This window comes from Pseudarthrobacter sp. NPDC058329, assembly GCF_042879835.1.
Classification (GTDB): domain Bacteria; phylum Actinomycetota; class Actinomycetes; order Actinomycetales; family Micrococcaceae; genus Arthrobacter.
This window is the reverse complement of the sequence record NZ_JBHVZR010000011.1, coordinates 38,857-52,920: the sequence shown is the minus strand read 5'-3', so window position 1 is coordinate 52,920 and position 14,064 is coordinate 38,857. Positions and strand designations below refer to the sequence as shown.

13 protein-coding genes are annotated in these 14,064 nt (G+C 59.1%); 6 read left to right on the top strand and 7 right to left on the bottom strand.

Annotation, left to right across the window (positions count from 1 at the left end; translation table 11 throughout):
* Positions 1–495: 495 nt before the first annotated feature.
* The 4 genes from ACFVYC_RS14715 to ACFVYC_RS14700 are packed head-to-tail and all read right to left on the bottom strand — an operon-like array spanning position 496 to position 3,768.
* The gene (locus tag ACFVYC_RS14715) at positions 496–1,308 is read right to left on the bottom strand and encodes an enoyl-CoA hydratase-related protein (RefSeq protein WP_387551357.1); all 813 of its coding nucleotides are present in this window, start codon (positions 1,306–1,308) and stop codon (positions 496–498) included.
* Positions 1,308–1,727, bottom strand: coding sequence for a nuclear transport factor 2 family protein (locus tag ACFVYC_RS14710; RefSeq protein WP_387551354.1), 420 nt, complete (start codon positions 1,725–1,727; stop codon positions 1,308–1,310). Before ACFVYC_RS14710 ends, ACFVYC_RS14715 begins: the two co-directional genes overlap by 1 nt.
* Positions 1,724–2,887, bottom strand: coding sequence for a serine hydrolase domain-containing protein (locus ACFVYC_RS14705; RefSeq protein ID WP_387551352.1), 1,164 nt, complete (start codon positions 2,885–2,887; stop codon positions 1,724–1,726). Before ACFVYC_RS14705 ends, ACFVYC_RS14710 begins: the two co-directional genes overlap by 4 nt.
* Positions 2,884–3,768 (bottom strand): SDR family NAD(P)-dependent oxidoreductase, encoded by an 885-nt coding sequence (locus ACFVYC_RS14700; protein WP_387551350.1) that lies wholly within the window; start codon positions 3,766–3,768, stop codon positions 2,884–2,886. Before ACFVYC_RS14700 ends, ACFVYC_RS14705 begins: the two co-directional genes overlap by 4 nt.
* A 111-nt stretch (positions 3,769–3,879) precedes the next feature.
* Here ACFVYC_RS14700 and ACFVYC_RS14695 point away from each other — a divergent pair, with 111 nt between their 5' ends.
* Genes ACFVYC_RS14695 through ACFVYC_RS14685 form a run of 3 tightly spaced genes read left to right on the top strand, consistent with a single transcriptional unit; the run spans position 3,880 to position 6,008 of the window.
* The gene (locus ACFVYC_RS14695) at positions 3,880–4,638 is read left to right on the top strand and encodes an SDR family NAD(P)-dependent oxidoreductase (protein WP_387551347.1); all 759 of its coding nucleotides are present in this window, start codon (positions 3,880–3,882) and stop codon (positions 4,636–4,638) included.
* 29 nt (positions 4,639–4,667) lie between these two features.
* Positions 4,668–5,063, top strand: coding sequence for a VOC family protein (locus tag ACFVYC_RS14690; protein WP_387551344.1), 396 nt, complete (start codon positions 4,668–4,670; stop codon positions 5,061–5,063).
* Positions 5,064–5,075: 12 nt separating this feature from the next.
* Entirely contained in the window at positions 5,076–6,008 is a 933-nt protein-coding gene (locus tag ACFVYC_RS14685; protein ID WP_387551341.1) for an alpha/beta hydrolase, read from the top strand.
* 130 nt (positions 6,009–6,138) lie between these two features.
* On the opposite strand, the gene ACFVYC_RS14680 is transcribed toward ACFVYC_RS14685, so the two are convergent.
* The 3 genes from ACFVYC_RS14680 to ACFVYC_RS14670 all read right to left on the bottom strand — a co-directional run bounded on the left by ACFVYC_RS14680 (position 6,139) and on the right by ACFVYC_RS14670 (position 9,073).
* On the bottom strand, positions 6,139–6,942 hold the full coding sequence (locus ACFVYC_RS14680) for an acyl-CoA dehydrogenase family protein (protein ID WP_387551338.1): 804 nt from the start codon (positions 6,940–6,942) through the stop codon (positions 6,139–6,141).
* A complete protein-coding gene (locus tag ACFVYC_RS14675) occupies positions 6,939–8,060 on the bottom strand; it encodes an acyl-CoA dehydrogenase family protein (RefSeq protein ID WP_387551335.1) in 1,122 nt (373 codons plus the stop codon). The genes ACFVYC_RS14680 and ACFVYC_RS14675 overlap by 4 nt, the downstream gene beginning before the upstream one ends.
* A 398-nt stretch (positions 8,061–8,458) precedes the next feature.
* Complete coding sequence (locus tag ACFVYC_RS14670; RefSeq protein WP_387551581.1) at positions 8,459–9,073, bottom strand: GntR family transcriptional regulator; 615 nt, start codon at positions 9,071–9,073, stop codon at positions 8,459–8,461.
* A 253-nt stretch (positions 9,074–9,326) separates the two neighbouring features.
* Here ACFVYC_RS14670 and ACFVYC_RS14665 point away from each other — a divergent pair, with 253 nt between their 5' ends.
* Genes ACFVYC_RS14665 through ACFVYC_RS14655 form a run of 3 tightly spaced genes read left to right on the top strand, consistent with a single transcriptional unit; the run spans position 9,327 to position 14,016 of the window.
* Complete coding sequence (locus ACFVYC_RS14665) at positions 9,327–10,781, top strand: MFS transporter (protein WP_387551332.1); 1,455 nt, start codon at positions 9,327–9,329, stop codon at positions 10,779–10,781.
* A gap of 12 nt (positions 10,782–10,793) precedes the next feature.
* The gene (locus ACFVYC_RS14660) at positions 10,794–12,053 is read left to right on the top strand and encodes a CaiB/BaiF CoA transferase family protein (protein ID WP_387551330.1); all 1,260 of its coding nucleotides are present in this window, start codon (positions 10,794–10,796) and stop codon (positions 12,051–12,053) included.
* Between the two features lie 43 nt (positions 12,054–12,096).
* Positions 12,097–14,016 carry a flavin-containing monooxygenase gene (locus tag ACFVYC_RS14655; RefSeq protein WP_387551327.1) on the top strand — a complete coding sequence of 640 codons (1,920 nt, stop codon included), beginning with the start codon at positions 12,097–12,099 and terminating at the stop codon, positions 14,014–14,016.
* The last annotated feature ends 48 nt before the right edge of the window (positions 14,017–14,064 follow it).

Genomic DNA, 14,064 nt, shown 5'->3' with positions numbered 1-14,064 from the left:
ACCGCCGGCTCCCCGAAAAGCTCGGCAGAGCTGCAACATCGATCGCGTGCAGTGAGGAGCAAGAAATGGACCTTCACCTGCAACCAGATTGGCAACGCGCTCTTGGGCAGCGAGTGGAAATCTGGAAAGACGGCAAGTTTGTCCGTAAAGGAACTGTCGAGGCAGTCATGCCCGATGATTCGGCCCTTTGGATCTCAGCGGACGGGTTCTCTTCAAGACAAATTCTTCTCCGGTGTGACAGGTACCAGGTTTTCGCGCATTTTCATGCCTAAGCATTCATCTGCAGGGCCTACTTGAGTGCTTGGGCGTGATCCCAACCGCAGGCCCACACCCCGCCCCGCGGTTCCGACAACACTTGGGGAAACCAGTCCGAGGCCGTCACCCACCCGGGACTGGCTTCCCCATGCCCTTGACAATGGAATCTACATAAAAGCAGTTCTGATCAGGGAGGCTGGTTAGCGGCCTGCCCCATGAAAGCGAGAGGAACCAGCCTCGCTAGGCTCCTCTCACTCCAGACTGCTCAGTTCTCAGCTCGCGCTGATTACTGGTCCACCCTTTCTGACCCTTGCGGGCCATGGACCACATTTGGACCCCGCGTTCCACTTCCAGTGACGCAGCCCAGGGCAGAGCCTGCGGCCCGAGCTGAAGCCGTGCACTGTTCATGGCTCGACGGGTCAGAACAGGATCTACGATGGCGTTTTTCGTCAGTTCTTCCAAGAGGCCATCGACCTCGCTGGCGTTAACGCAAGTGAAGGCGAGGCCTGCATCCACAATCTGCTGACCTCGAAGTGGCTGCCCGAGAATACCCATTGCTACTGTCTTGGACCAACCCCCGGCTTTCCCGAGAAGGCTGAAATGGCCGCCGCCAGGGTGGATTCCCCGGGCGAGAAAGCCGCTCTGGAGCTCGGTGTCGGGAGTAACGACCATCAGGTCTGCTGCAAGAGCCAGATTGAGGCCGGCTCCCACGGCTCCTCCTTCGACAAACGCAATTGTCGGAATGGGTAGTTCACCAAAACGTACGAAACTTCGATAGACCGCCGAGAGGCGGGCAACGGATTCCTCCGACGCCGGATTCTCCGATGAAGCCGCAAGATCACGAGTGTCAGCCCCGCTGCAGAAGTATCCGCCTTCCCCGCGGATCACGGCGGCTCCAACCGACTTATCTTCTTCAAGCTTCAGGCAGAAATCACTCATGGCTGCCGCCATGTTCAGAGTGATGGCATTCTTGCGTTGCGGGTTGCGGAGTGTTAGCCAGCCGACACCGTTCCGGATGTGCCCCTCCGCTGACGCTGCATGCTGCTCGCTCATCAAGAAACCTTCCTGTGGCTGAATACCCATTCGCCGTTCATCTTTTCGTAGCTGTCCAGGTATCGGCCCGAGGCCAGAATGGAGGCCTTTTGTCCTGCTTGTTCAGGCGAGAGCAGAAGCCATTCGCTGCTTCCCTGTGCTCCGCCGTGCTCGTCAAACACGACGCGGGCGTTGCATATGAGGTGTCGGGTCCCGACACCAGGACCTGCGAAACCGTTTGCCCGCATTTTCTGAAGGAAGTCTTCGATGGCTTTGCGACCTGTGTTTTTCTGCCCATTTACTTCGAAGATGCCGTTCTCAGCGAATAGAGCTGCTGTTGGTTTTGTTGTCTCTTCATGGTCCGCGGACATCGCGAAGCGGATCCCGAGGTCCAGCAGTGCCTGCTGGTCGGCCAGATTCTGAAGCGTGGGAGTCCTCATACGGCCCCTACCCTCCCCAGCAGTTCTGCCGCGGTTTCCCGCACTGCTGTAACAACTGGCGTAAACGGATCCTCGCCTGCGGCATCCCGCATGAAATTGTGATTGATGGCAACGGCGAGGCCGGTGTCCAGCTCGGCCCATCCAATGGATCCGCCTGCACCCGGGTGATGCAAGAGCTGCGGGTTGTCTCCCAGTAGTGCGTAACCTGCGGGCGCAGGTCCGCCCACCCAGTAGCCGGAAGTTCCCACGTGTGCTGGGACCCCCATGTAGGCGTCTGGTTGCTCCGTATCGGGACGGGGCTCAGTGAAACTAAGAACCCGGTCCTCACTCAACAAGCGCACCCCGTCCAGTTCTCCGCGGCCGGCGAGGACAGCGAAGAAGCGTGCAATGCTCTTTGCGTCAGCGATGATTCCGGCGCCGGGGTTGATAGTTCGCCGGGAGAGGGCGGTGTTATAGACGACTGAGCCCGGGAAGACGGCTGGTGGCATTCCGTGAAGGTACAAGTCCTCCGGTCCAGCCAATGGAACACTGCCCCCAAGGAGGGTCGCGACGCGCAGATCCTGGGACTCGGGCAGGCCTAGATATGCGTCCGTGACTCCGATCGGGTCCAGAACCTCCTCCCGCAGGAACTGTTCGAACGGCCGCCCCATCGTATCGGTACGTCGCACAATTTCAGCGACGATCCAGCCCCAGATCAGGGCGTGATAGCAGTTGGTGCTGCCGGCCCCATAGGACGGTTGTGTCTGCTCAATCTGCGTAATCATCCAGCTCCAATTGGCCTGGAGCTCTGGTGTCACTCCTTCAGGCATCCATGGGATCCCGGAGCGGTGGCTGAGGACGTGCCTGACCGTAATGGCTTCCTTGCCGTGGGCAGCGAACTCGGGCCAGTACTTGGCTACCGGAGATTCATAATCAACCAGGCCCAGCTCTGCCTGCCTATGCAGCGCGGTGGCCGTCAGTGCCTTGGAGACGGAGAATACCGGGAACAACGTCGAGGTGGTGGCGGCTTGCCCTGGCCTGGCTTCGCCTATGGCTTCATTGATGATTAGTTGCCCATCGAGATAAGCAGCCACCTGAATCGCTTCTTCCCCGCGATTCCGTGATTCTTCGAGGGCGGAACGGATGCGGTCACGGACGATGGTCGACTCCTGGCTATTCATTTTGATACCTCCACTCCCATGAGGGACAGTTGTTCCCGCGGATCCTGCGGGTCGGACAGTGTACTGAGTAGCTGTCCGCGGGCACTGGCCATCGCAGGGGCGTACTCATGCTCTGAAAAAACCCAAAACTCTCCGCGGGCTATCTGGTTCAGCATGTACTCGGCGGCATCTACAGGATCACGTCCGAACGCGACATTGTCCTTCTGCATCTGGGCGAAGACTGCGTTTGCAACGTCATTGGTGGTAGGCGCTTCCCTGCTCGCCGCAACGAAAATGGAGCTTCGGATCGAATAGGGAAGCACGGCACTGACCTGGATGGGCGCGCCGATGAGGGAGACTTCCTGGTGCAGGCTTTCGGTGAGGGAAAGCACGGCGTGTTTTGTGACCGTATAGGGGGCTTGAACGGGCGTGCTGGTCAATGCTGCAACCGACGCCAGATTTGCAACGACTGCAGGTTTTCCGGCTTCAATCATCCGGGGCATGAAGGCGCGGATCCCATGAAAGACACCGGTGATATTTACCGACATCACCTGTTTCCATCGATCGGGGTCAACCTCCCACAGGAAACCTGCACTCTCTAAACCCGCGTTGTTGATGAGCAGCTCAACGCTGCCGTGACGCTCAAAGAGGTGTGCTGCTAACCGGTCCATAGCGTCATAGTCTGTGACATCAAGCCCCGCAGCTTCAGCGTCACCTCCGGAGGCCCGAATCCCTTGTGCTACCTGCTCGGCAGCCTCCCGGTTGATGTCCGCGACAACGACGCGCATACCGAGGCTGCCCAGATAGACAGCCAGCCCTTCACCGATCCCGGCTGCTGCGCCGGTAACGACTGCAGTTCCCTCATTGAACCGCGTGCTTGCTTGTTGTGATTTGAGTCTCATGGGCATAGCATAACAAACTGGATCCTAAATTGGATCCCAATGCAGCTACTATTTTACCGGCCCAGTGCAATAAGTCACACTTGGATCGGAGCCGACTGGCGAGGAGCTTTTATGTTTGAACTTACGGATCGTGTTGCCCTGGTGACCGGAGCGGGCCAGAGCGTAGGGGCCGGTATTGCCACCGTTCTTGCCCGCGCGGGCGCCAAGGTTATTGTGAACGACCTCCATGAGGAACGAGCCCAAAAGGTAGCGGCAGAGATCACGGGTGAAGGCCTTTCGGCCGTCGCGTCCGTGTTCGACGTAACTGACATGGATAGCGTTGTGGGGGCAATACGCGCCGCAGAGGCCGAGCTGGGTGGTGCCGTCGATATCCTGGTGAACAATGCTGGCATCGCCCAGGGTAATTGGAGCGGACCGTTCCGTGACTTGGAGCCCGAGCAGTGGAGACTCCCCATTGACCTGAACATCTATGGTTCCTTGAACACCACCAAGGCCGTTATCGACGGGATGTGTGAACGGGGTTGGGGCCGGGTCATTCAGATCTCCTCCGGATCCGCGCGCACAGGTCAGAACATCGGGGTCTCGATGTATGCAACCGGTAAGAGCGGCATTGAAGGTTTCATGCGGCACCTCGCCGCGGAGGTTGGTCAGTTCGGAGTAACCGCGAACATTCTGGCCTTGGGGCACCAGGAGAACCTGGCGGAATTTATGCCCCCCGAGAGGATCCAGCAGCTGCTGCGCACCATTCCCATCGGTCGTCTTGGGGATCCTTTCGAAGTAGGTGCCGCCTGCGCGTACCTGGCCTCTTATGAAGCAGCCGGCTTGACTGGTCAGACTGTGGATTTCAACGGCGGATCACAGACTCGGTAGACGGCACTGCGAGAAAGAGGAAAGACTTCATGAATACTGGCAACCTTCGAATCGAGACGGTGGCTCTGCGGGTCGCGGACCTGAATCAGGCGCTGGCCTTTTGGATACAGGGGTGCGGGCTTGAGGAGACTACACGAATCCCCACTGAACGCTTCGAGTCCGTGATTCTTAAGGTCCCCGGACTTGAGGGAAGCGCGGTTCAGCTCATCGAGGACCATCAGGAGAACTCGGCTGTGGTGCATGGCGATGGTCTTCGCAAACTGGTCATGTCCTGCGACAACGTCGATGAGCGGATGGCAGTTGCAGCAGCACATGGTGGTACCGTCGTTTCGCCTCCCAGCGAATTGCCACACCTGAAAGGCCTGCTTATCGGCTCTATGACATGTCCAGACGGTTACCTGGTCGAATTCCTGCAGTATCAGTAACGAGGTTCCTAAATGCCTGCATATGATGACGACGTTACGCAACTGCTTGCCACGATGCCCCACAGGCCCGGTGGCCTGAAAAGCACCGGGGTCGGAGCTACGCGGCAACTGGTTGAGTCCACACCACAGCCGGAGGAGCCCCGGATCCGTGATGTCACCTGCCTGGCAATCGAGGGTCCACACGGACAGATTCCGGTCCGGCTGTACCGGCCCCCTGGCATCACGGCTCCTTCCCCCGCCTTAGTCTACTTTCATGGCGGAGGGATGATGTCGGGGTCCGTTGACTCGTTCGACTACTTCGCCCGACGCCTTGCAACGGAGACCCGGGCGGTGGTTGCCAGCGTGGACTACCGGCTAGCGCCCGAGTTCACGTATCCTGTCGGCAACGACGAAGCCTATGCCGCCTGGCGGTGGCTCGTCGAGGGACACAAGGAATTTGGCATTGCCGCGGGACGAATCGGACTGGTAGGTGACAGTGCGGGCGGATCCCTGGCTGCATCGGTGGCACTGCGCGCGCGCGATGCTGGCGGTGAAGTACCTGCAATACAGGTGTTGATGTATCCCGGGCTTGAGAGAGCAAGTTCCGGGAGTGCATCCTTGAAGGAGTTCGCCGATACTCCCTTCCTCAAAGTCTCCGACGTCGAGTGGATGAAGGCGCTCTACTTGGGCGAGGACGAAAGCGCGGACACACCTGACGGCGTGCCTTCTCTTGCGCGTGACCTGGTGGGTTTACCGCCGGCCGTTGTCGTGACCGCCGAAATGGACCCCCTGCGTGACGGTGCAGAGCAATACGCGGCACGAATGCGCGATTCCTCGGTGCCTGTGATGATGATGCGATTTCCCGGTGTGGGTCATGGATTCATGGCACAAGCCGGCTGGATCAACCGAGGCTCCCAGGCATTCACTTGGGCCGGGGCACTAACGCGCGCAATCCTGAGCACCTAGACTCTAGAAACATGCTGAAGGTCCGCAGACACAGTGTCTGCGGACCTTCAGCATGTTGGGGAGCAAACGCAGGGATCCTCCGTCAGCCTTGCCCTGGGGCCTGCGTATTTGAACGACGCCGGACTCTACATCATGCTCTTGCCGGGGTGGTCTCCGCCCACACCTTGTCCTCGCCACTCCCCAGAGCATGACGGCCCAGGGCAGCGAGGTTTTCCGCCGCTGGAACGAGGAGGTCCCGGCTTTCCCAGATCCTGCGGGTGTACTGATGAAGCGCATAGTCTTCGCGGATCCCTTTGGCTCCGTGGAGCTGGTGGGCCAGTCGGGCCAGTTCAGTTCCGGCGTTCGATGCCGTTGCCCGTGCAACACGGTAGATCAGTCCAATTTCGGCTGCATCACGGGCGGGTTCGCCTTCGTATTCAAGCATTGAGACGGCAGCATCGATCTGTGTCAGCAGGACGCGCATGCGTGCCAGATTGGAGGCGACGGCTGGAAGCTTTACCAAGGGTGCGCCAAACTGCTCCCTCGTCTTCACCTGCTCCCGGGTAAGCTCGTAGGCTTTGGATGCCTCGCGTGCGAGGTCGTAGGTGCTCTGAGCCAGATAGCAAGCTTCGGCCGCCGGCCGCGATGTCGTTGCAACCACGGTGAAAGCTACTGATTGAAGATCAATATTGGCACTCTGCCCGTCTCCCAGGGCGTCAAGCCTTTCAACGGTGACGCCGGGGCGCACGAGGCTGACCCGCACGATGGAGTCATCAGCGGCGAGGATCAAAAGTGTTTTCGTCCTGTCCACCACAGGGACGCCACGAAGGACTCCAGACACAGTTTGATCGGTCAGCTGTAGCGACCGGCCATCAGCAAGGGTAGCTGCGTCAGCTTCGTGCTCCAGCACCCATGCCGCAGTGCGGTAGGCAGCGGACTGCGTGGAATAGCTCATGGTCGGGCTTCCTCTTTGGCGATGATTGACAATAAGACCTCTACGGATCCCCCGCGAAGCTCAAACCCGGGAGCAGACTGGACGCCAATGGAGTAGTTGCTGGTCCGAGCTAGGTCCTCGGGACGCAACGTCTTCCGGAACGACTCAAGAATGTCTACCTCGAACTGGTTTCCCAACAGCTTCAGCGCTGCTGCCTGGCGGATGGGGGCCTCACCCCGGTCCAGGGCTTCAGCTGTCAGGAATGCAAGATGGCGCAGCACCGTGAGGCGCTGCACGAGGGAGCCCACCATTTCCTGGAGCCCGATCCCTGTCTTGCGCAGCCGACGAAGAAGCTCGGTAAACAGCAAATAGCTGGAGAGATAGCGCTCGGCGCCGCCTCGTTCAAAGGACAGCTGTTCCACCACTTGCCGCCAGCCATTGCCTTCCGCGCCCAGCAATCTGATGTCGGGGACAAACACGTCGCGGAAATCAACTTGGTTGAAGCGATGTTCGCCGGCCATGTTGAGAATGGGGGTAACACTTACCCCTTCGCCCATATCAACAATGAATTCGCTCAGCCCTTCATGCTTGCGCACACCGTCGGAAGTGCGCGCAAGCACGTAGGCGTGCGTGGCCTTGTGGGCATAACCGGTCCACATCTTGCGCCCCGTCAGGAGCCAGCCGCCATCGACTTTCTCCGCCCGGGTGCGGACCGCGGCAAGGTCAGACCCGGCATGCTCCTCGCTCATGCCCAGGCAAAAGATATTGTCCACCGAAACGATGCCTGGAAGGATCTCCTCTTTAAGGGCTGCCGAGCCGTGCCGCAGGATTGCCGGACCTATTTGCCGCTCGCTGATCCAGTGGGCCGCCGATGGAGCACCTGCGCGCAGTAGCTCCTCCGTCACCGCGAGCCGGGCCGCGTTACTCCTTCCACCTCCACCGTATTCCGCAGGCCAGGTGATGCCGATGAGACCCTCGCTGGAGAGCCGCTTACTGAACTCAGGTTCAAAACCACGGAGCCACGGATCCATGAGTGGACGGGTTCCAGATTCCCTGAACCAATCTTCTGCCAAGGCACGGACCTTTGTCCTGAGGTCTTCCATGGTTTGTTGCGCTTCATGTGCTGCTAGCTGGGTCATAACTGCCTTTCGCTGATACACCTGAAGTGATTGTATCCACCATTGGATCCAATCACAACGGGTTTTTCTCCCATAGGTGCCCCGGATCAGGACCTGCGCGTTGGGTGGCCGGTGACATGTTGGAAGCGGCTTACGTCGACGCTCCGGTGATTTCCGGCGCCCCTTACGTCAACTTAATGGCTGCGGCTGGCTGCCCTAAGCCGCGGGGGCTTTGCAACGAGCCAAGTAATCTTGAGGTCTCCCGCCGGTACGCCTGAACTGCTGCGCACTGGATCGCTGGCCCTTCACGCCGGGGAGCCCTCCTGCTTCGGGGTCATGAAGCTTTCGAGCGGCGCTCATATGGGTGGACGCAGATGCTCTCCACCTGGTGCAGTTGCAGCCCGTGGGCTGCATTGGGCTCAAGTGAGAATGATGGGCAGCGCGCCTTGTTTGAGCGTGGGTCCGATTTGCTTGCCGGCCCCTTCGCGGTGCAGGGCCATGAGCTCCACCAGACTTTGGTTGTCCCCGCGGCGCAGCGCTTCAATCATCCCTTGATGTTCTTCAAGGATTTGAAGCCGGCTTGCTGGCGAGGACAGGTAGGCAGCGTGATAAGGGGAAGCCCACCGCCATAACCGCTCAATCTCCCCCACCACCAGTTCCAGGGAAGACTTTCTGAATATGGCGAAATGGAAGTCATGGTTCGCCACCCGCATCGCGGCAATGTCCGCGTCGTCCGCGGCTTCAATCACGGCTGTATTGAGTCGCTCCACGTGCGCCAGCTCCTCGTCGGTAAGCCTTGGCAGTGATTTGATCACCTCCGCTTCCAGCAACTCACGCATCAGATAGATTTGCTGAAATTCATCCGCGCTTAGCCGCGCGACAGAGTAACCAACGTTCGGGGTATGGGTTACCAGCCCGTCAGCCGTCAGCTCGCGGAGGGCTTCGCGTACCGGGAGCCGACTCACACCCAGCTTCTCAGCCATTCCCTCCTGGCGGATCTGCTGGCCTGGAAGAAGCTCGCCGGACGTAATCATCCTGCGCATCTCTGTCACAGTGCCCGCTAACGCTTTCCGTGCCGCAGGGCCCGCTGGCGCCACGATACCTCCAAAATTGGATACAAAGTTACAGGAACCCTGAATTTTACCAGCTACCAGCCGCAGTAACTTTCGCCTATCCAAAGCATGTGATTTGCGTTACCTTGGATTGGATCCCATAATGGATTCAATATTTAGGCCTACTTAGGAGCCAACGTTGTCCCCTGGAGTCCCCGTACAACAAAAAGAAACGGTGAAACGGTCAACCGTCGCGATCATCACCGTGCTGGTCATTGCAGAGCTGGTGGCCGCCTTCGAATCATCCAGCGTTTTCATTGCCCTGCCCCGACTAATGGAGGTCTTCGAGGCCTCACTGGCCGAGGTGCAGTGGGTAGCGACGTCCTACATGCTGATGGCCGCAGCCTTTGTCGTACTGGCCGGGCGACTGGGCGACATGTTCGGGCGCAAGCGCGTCCTGGTCGTCATCCTGGTACTTTCCATTGTCGGCTCGTTCATCAGCGCCTACGCAACAAGCCTTGGTTGGGTCGTCTTCGGCCGCGCGCTGCAAGGCATCGCGGCGGCTACTCTTCCTCTTTGTATCGGCATAGCCCGGGACCTGCTACCCAAGAAGAGTGTTCCAGTTGCGGTCGGAGCTATCTCAGCTTCCGCCCTCTTTGCCGGCTCGATGGGTGCGGCAGCAGCTGGCGTTCTCATTCAGTACACGGACTGGCCTTGGATCTTTATCGTGGCGGGAATCGGTGGTATCGGAGCCACATTGATCGTCATGGCCTTCTTGCCGAAGGACACCACACTTGACCGAAGCGCACGCCCGGACTGGCTGGGTGCGGTATTGCTTCCCAGTGGCATCACCCTCGCGCTTTTGGCCGTAACCAACGGCAATTCACGCGGCTGGACGTCGGCTTTTGTCCTCATCTGCGCGAGCGGCGGCGCAATATTGCTGGCCGTCTGGTGGCTATGGCAAGTCCGATCGGTCAGCCCGCTGTTCGATGTCAAGTTGCTCAAACGCCGCGATCTGGGTTTCGCCTACTTGATCAACGTGTGCATCGCGTTGGGCGCCCTGGGGATGTCCGTCGCCACGCCTGGCATGCTGCAGGGTTCAGTAGCAGCGCCGGTTGGATTTGGACTCAGTCCCAGCATGACGGGGTACCTCAGCTCGTTCGGTGCACTGGCGGGCGCCCTCGCCGCCTTCTCCTCGAGCCGGGTGACTACGCGTTTTGGAGCCGAACGAACCGTACAATTGTGCACCGCCACCCTCTTTATCAGCGTCGCCGGGATGGGCCTTTTTATGCACTGGCTCCCCGGATTCATCCTGATGCTCACCCTTATGTCGGGCGGCATCGGTCTCGCCTTCGCAGGTATCTCGAATTACCTGGTTGCCTGCATATCCGCTACGCAAACCGGACAAGTCACCGGCTTCGCATCGATGATACGGACCAGTTTCAACGCTGTGAGTGCAGGACTCATCGGAACCGTTCTCGCCCTGGGCGCCATCACGGGCACCAAATTTACCGAAAGCTGGGCCTATGTCGCCGTTTTCATCGCCTGCTCGGTCCTGCTTTTGATCGGATTCTTCTTGTCCCTGTTGCTGCCTCGACGGACGGTGCAGGAAGGCACGGACAGCGAAAGTGCAACCGAAATGGATGACAGCACCTCCGACAGCGCTGTTCCATCGGCCCGAACCTCCTAAAGCAGAGAAAAGATGAATCACTACAGCAACAGCCTGACCGTCGCCCCCACACCCACAAACATTGAGGGGGAACGCGCCTGGACGGCAACTGGCAGCTCAGGCGCCCTGTCCGGCATTCGGGTACTTGACCTCAGCCGCGTGCTCGCGGGTCCTTACGCCACACAGATGCTCGCAGACCACGGAGCATCCGTGCTAAAGATCGAATCACCCGACGGTGATGAAACCCGCGCCTGGGGTCCTCCCTTCGTCAGGGAAGGTACCAGCGCATACTACGAGGGGTTGAACCGCAGCAAGGACAATATTTGCCTCAACCTCCGGACAGAGGAAGGCCGCGAAGTCCTTTGGCACCTGATTGCCGGTGCGGACGTCGTGGTTGAAAACTTCAAGTCGGGCACCATGCCCAAATGGGGTTTTGACTTTGAAACACGCCTGCGACCGAAATTCCCGAATCTTGTCTACTGCTCCGTCACCGGCTTTGGCAGCGGTGGACCGCTCGGCGGAGAGCCGGGATACGACGCCGTACTGCAGTCCTTCGGCGGGCTGATGAGTGTAAACGGCTATGCAGACGGGCTGCCTTTGCGGGTCGGCGTACCCATTGTGGATATTACTGCCGGAAACCTTGCCTTCAGCGGGATACTCCTGGCCCTCCTCGAGCGGGAACGCCGCGGTGAAGGCCAGCTGGTAGACATAACCCTCCTCGATGCCGTGGCCTCACTCCTGCACCCCCATTCCTCCAATTGGATCCATGGCGGGCAGACGCCCCAACGAACCGGGGACGCCCACCCCTCGGTGGTTCCCTACCAGATCTTCAATGCCGCGGACGGTGATCTCTTCATCAGCGCCGCGAACGACCGACAGTTCACCAAGCTGATGACGTTGTTGGAGGCCCCGGAACTGGCAACCGATGAACTCTACGCCACGAACAGTGCACGGTCGGAAAACAGGGACTCCCTAATTCAGCTGCTCTCAAAACTGATCCTGAAATGGGACAGAACCGTGCTGTCTAAACGGCTAACTGAGGTGGGAGTGGCCTCCAGCCCTGTTAACACCGTTGATCAAGCCCTGTCGTCAGCCCAGGCGACACACCGCGGCCTCATCATTGATAACGAGGACTATAAGGGAGTCGGCGTTCCTATCAAACTGCAACGCACACCGGGCCCCCGGCCGCGGCGCGTCCAGGATAAAGGTGAAAGCACCCTGCAGGTGCTCGGTGCCATGGGCTACGACCACGCCGCCGTCCAGCGTCTCCAATGTGCTGGCGCGCTCGGCTAACCACTGCCCCTAGAACTGACCGTAACCTCATCGAGGAGATTTTATGAGCCCCACCATTCAGGACCGTTCAATCCTGACATTCACCCGTGAAGCAGTTGCCCTTGACGCTGAAGAGCTTCGCATGCGCCTTCAAAGCGCCGACCCGGCAATACTTCTTCTCTGCGCAGTTCACATCACCGGAGATACATCGCTGTTGGACACGTTCGCCCAGCAACGCGAGGTGAAAAACGATGGGCCCGCACGGACAGAACTTATCTCCATCATCACAGAAGCGTTCGCCTCCGGACCAGTTGATACCCACCTTATTGTCGACCGCCCGGACACGTTCCAGCGCATGGCGGAAATCGCGGTTAACCAACCCGTCTCCGATGAATTCCTCCCGCTGCTGCTGGAGCAAAGCGGTTTCCTGCCCTCACAGCCAGTAATCCCCCGCACGGATAAACCCAAGAGTAAGTACAAGATCGCCATTCTTGGAGCCGGCATGGCAGGCATCGCAGCTGGCATCCTGGCCGACCGTAACGGCTTCGATTACGAAATTTTGGAACGATCAGAGGAAATTGGCGGTACCTGGCGTATCAACAAGTATCCCGGAGTGGCTGTGGACACCCCCAGTCTGTACTACTCCTATTCATTCCGGCTCAATGCCGAATGGAGCAAGTACTACCCGGTTGGCACCGAATATCATGAGTACCTCCAGCGGGTTGTCAAGGAGTTCGACATCACCCGCAAGATCCAGTTCGGCACGGAGGTTACTGCACTGAGGTGGGTAGATTCAGCCCAAGCATGGGAAATCACCAGCCGCGATCGGGCAGGCCGCGTCTCCACACGCAGAGCGTCCGCGGTCATCACAGCCTTCGGATACCTCAACCGCCCGAAGTACGCCGATCTCCCCGGGGCCAACACGTTCGCCGGCGAAAGCATCCACTCAGCCCACTGGCAAGACATCGACTTCACCGGAAAGAAAGTTGCGGTAATAGGGTCCGGAGCGACCTCCGTGCAACTGGTGCCCAAGGTTGCCGAGCAGGCACAGAGCCTGACACTTTTTCAGCGGCAGCCACACTGGGTGATGCCACCTCTGGAAGGTACCGGTTACGTGCCGGAAGAAGAAAGCTGGCTCCTGCGTAACTTGCCGTTCTACAACGAATGGACTCGACTGCGAACGTATTGGGCAGCTAGCGACAACGGGTACGGAGTGGTGCGCGCCGACCCTGAATGGATGGCTAAGCACCCGTTGTCGATCTCTGAGGCCAACGACGCCGCACTCAAGATGTGCCTGGCGCACATCGAACGGTCGTTCCATGCCCGGCCAGATCTGAGAGCTAAAATGACTCCGGACTACGCGCCCGCCGGAAAGCGTTTGGTCCGCGATCCCGGGAACTTTTATGACACATTACTCAAGCCCCACGTCGACGTCGTCACCGAAGGGCTTGAGAGATTTGTTCCCGAAGGGATAGTCACACGCGACGGCGTGAGCCACGGATTCGACGTGATCATTCACGCCACGGGATTCACCCTGGACTTTTTGTCAACCATGACCATTAACGGGCGTGAGGGAAAATCCCTCAACGAGTTGTGGAAGAACGGAACTGACCCGTTCTCCTATTTGGGTGGAACAGTCCCGGGATTCCCCAATCTGTTCGTCACCGCAGGCCCGAATACCAGCCCCGGGCACGGCGGTGGGCATAACTTCACGGTGGAAGCAGTTCTCCACTACGTTTTTGAGTGTCTTCAGCTGTTGAGCGAGAAAGAAGCTTGCTCGCTGGAACCTACGGAGGAAGCTGTCAACAGGCACAACTCCGATATTGAGACGCTCTACCAAAACTCCGTGTGGGCCACCCAAACCGGGGCCCACACTTACTACCGCAATGCCCAGGGCCGGATCATCCTGCCCAGCCCATATCGGATGATCGATTTCTGGTCCGCACTACGCGCACCCGATGAGGCTTCCTTCCGTATCTCCTAGGGCACGGCGTGATGCATTGGCCGACGCGCATCAGAACATCCGGATATG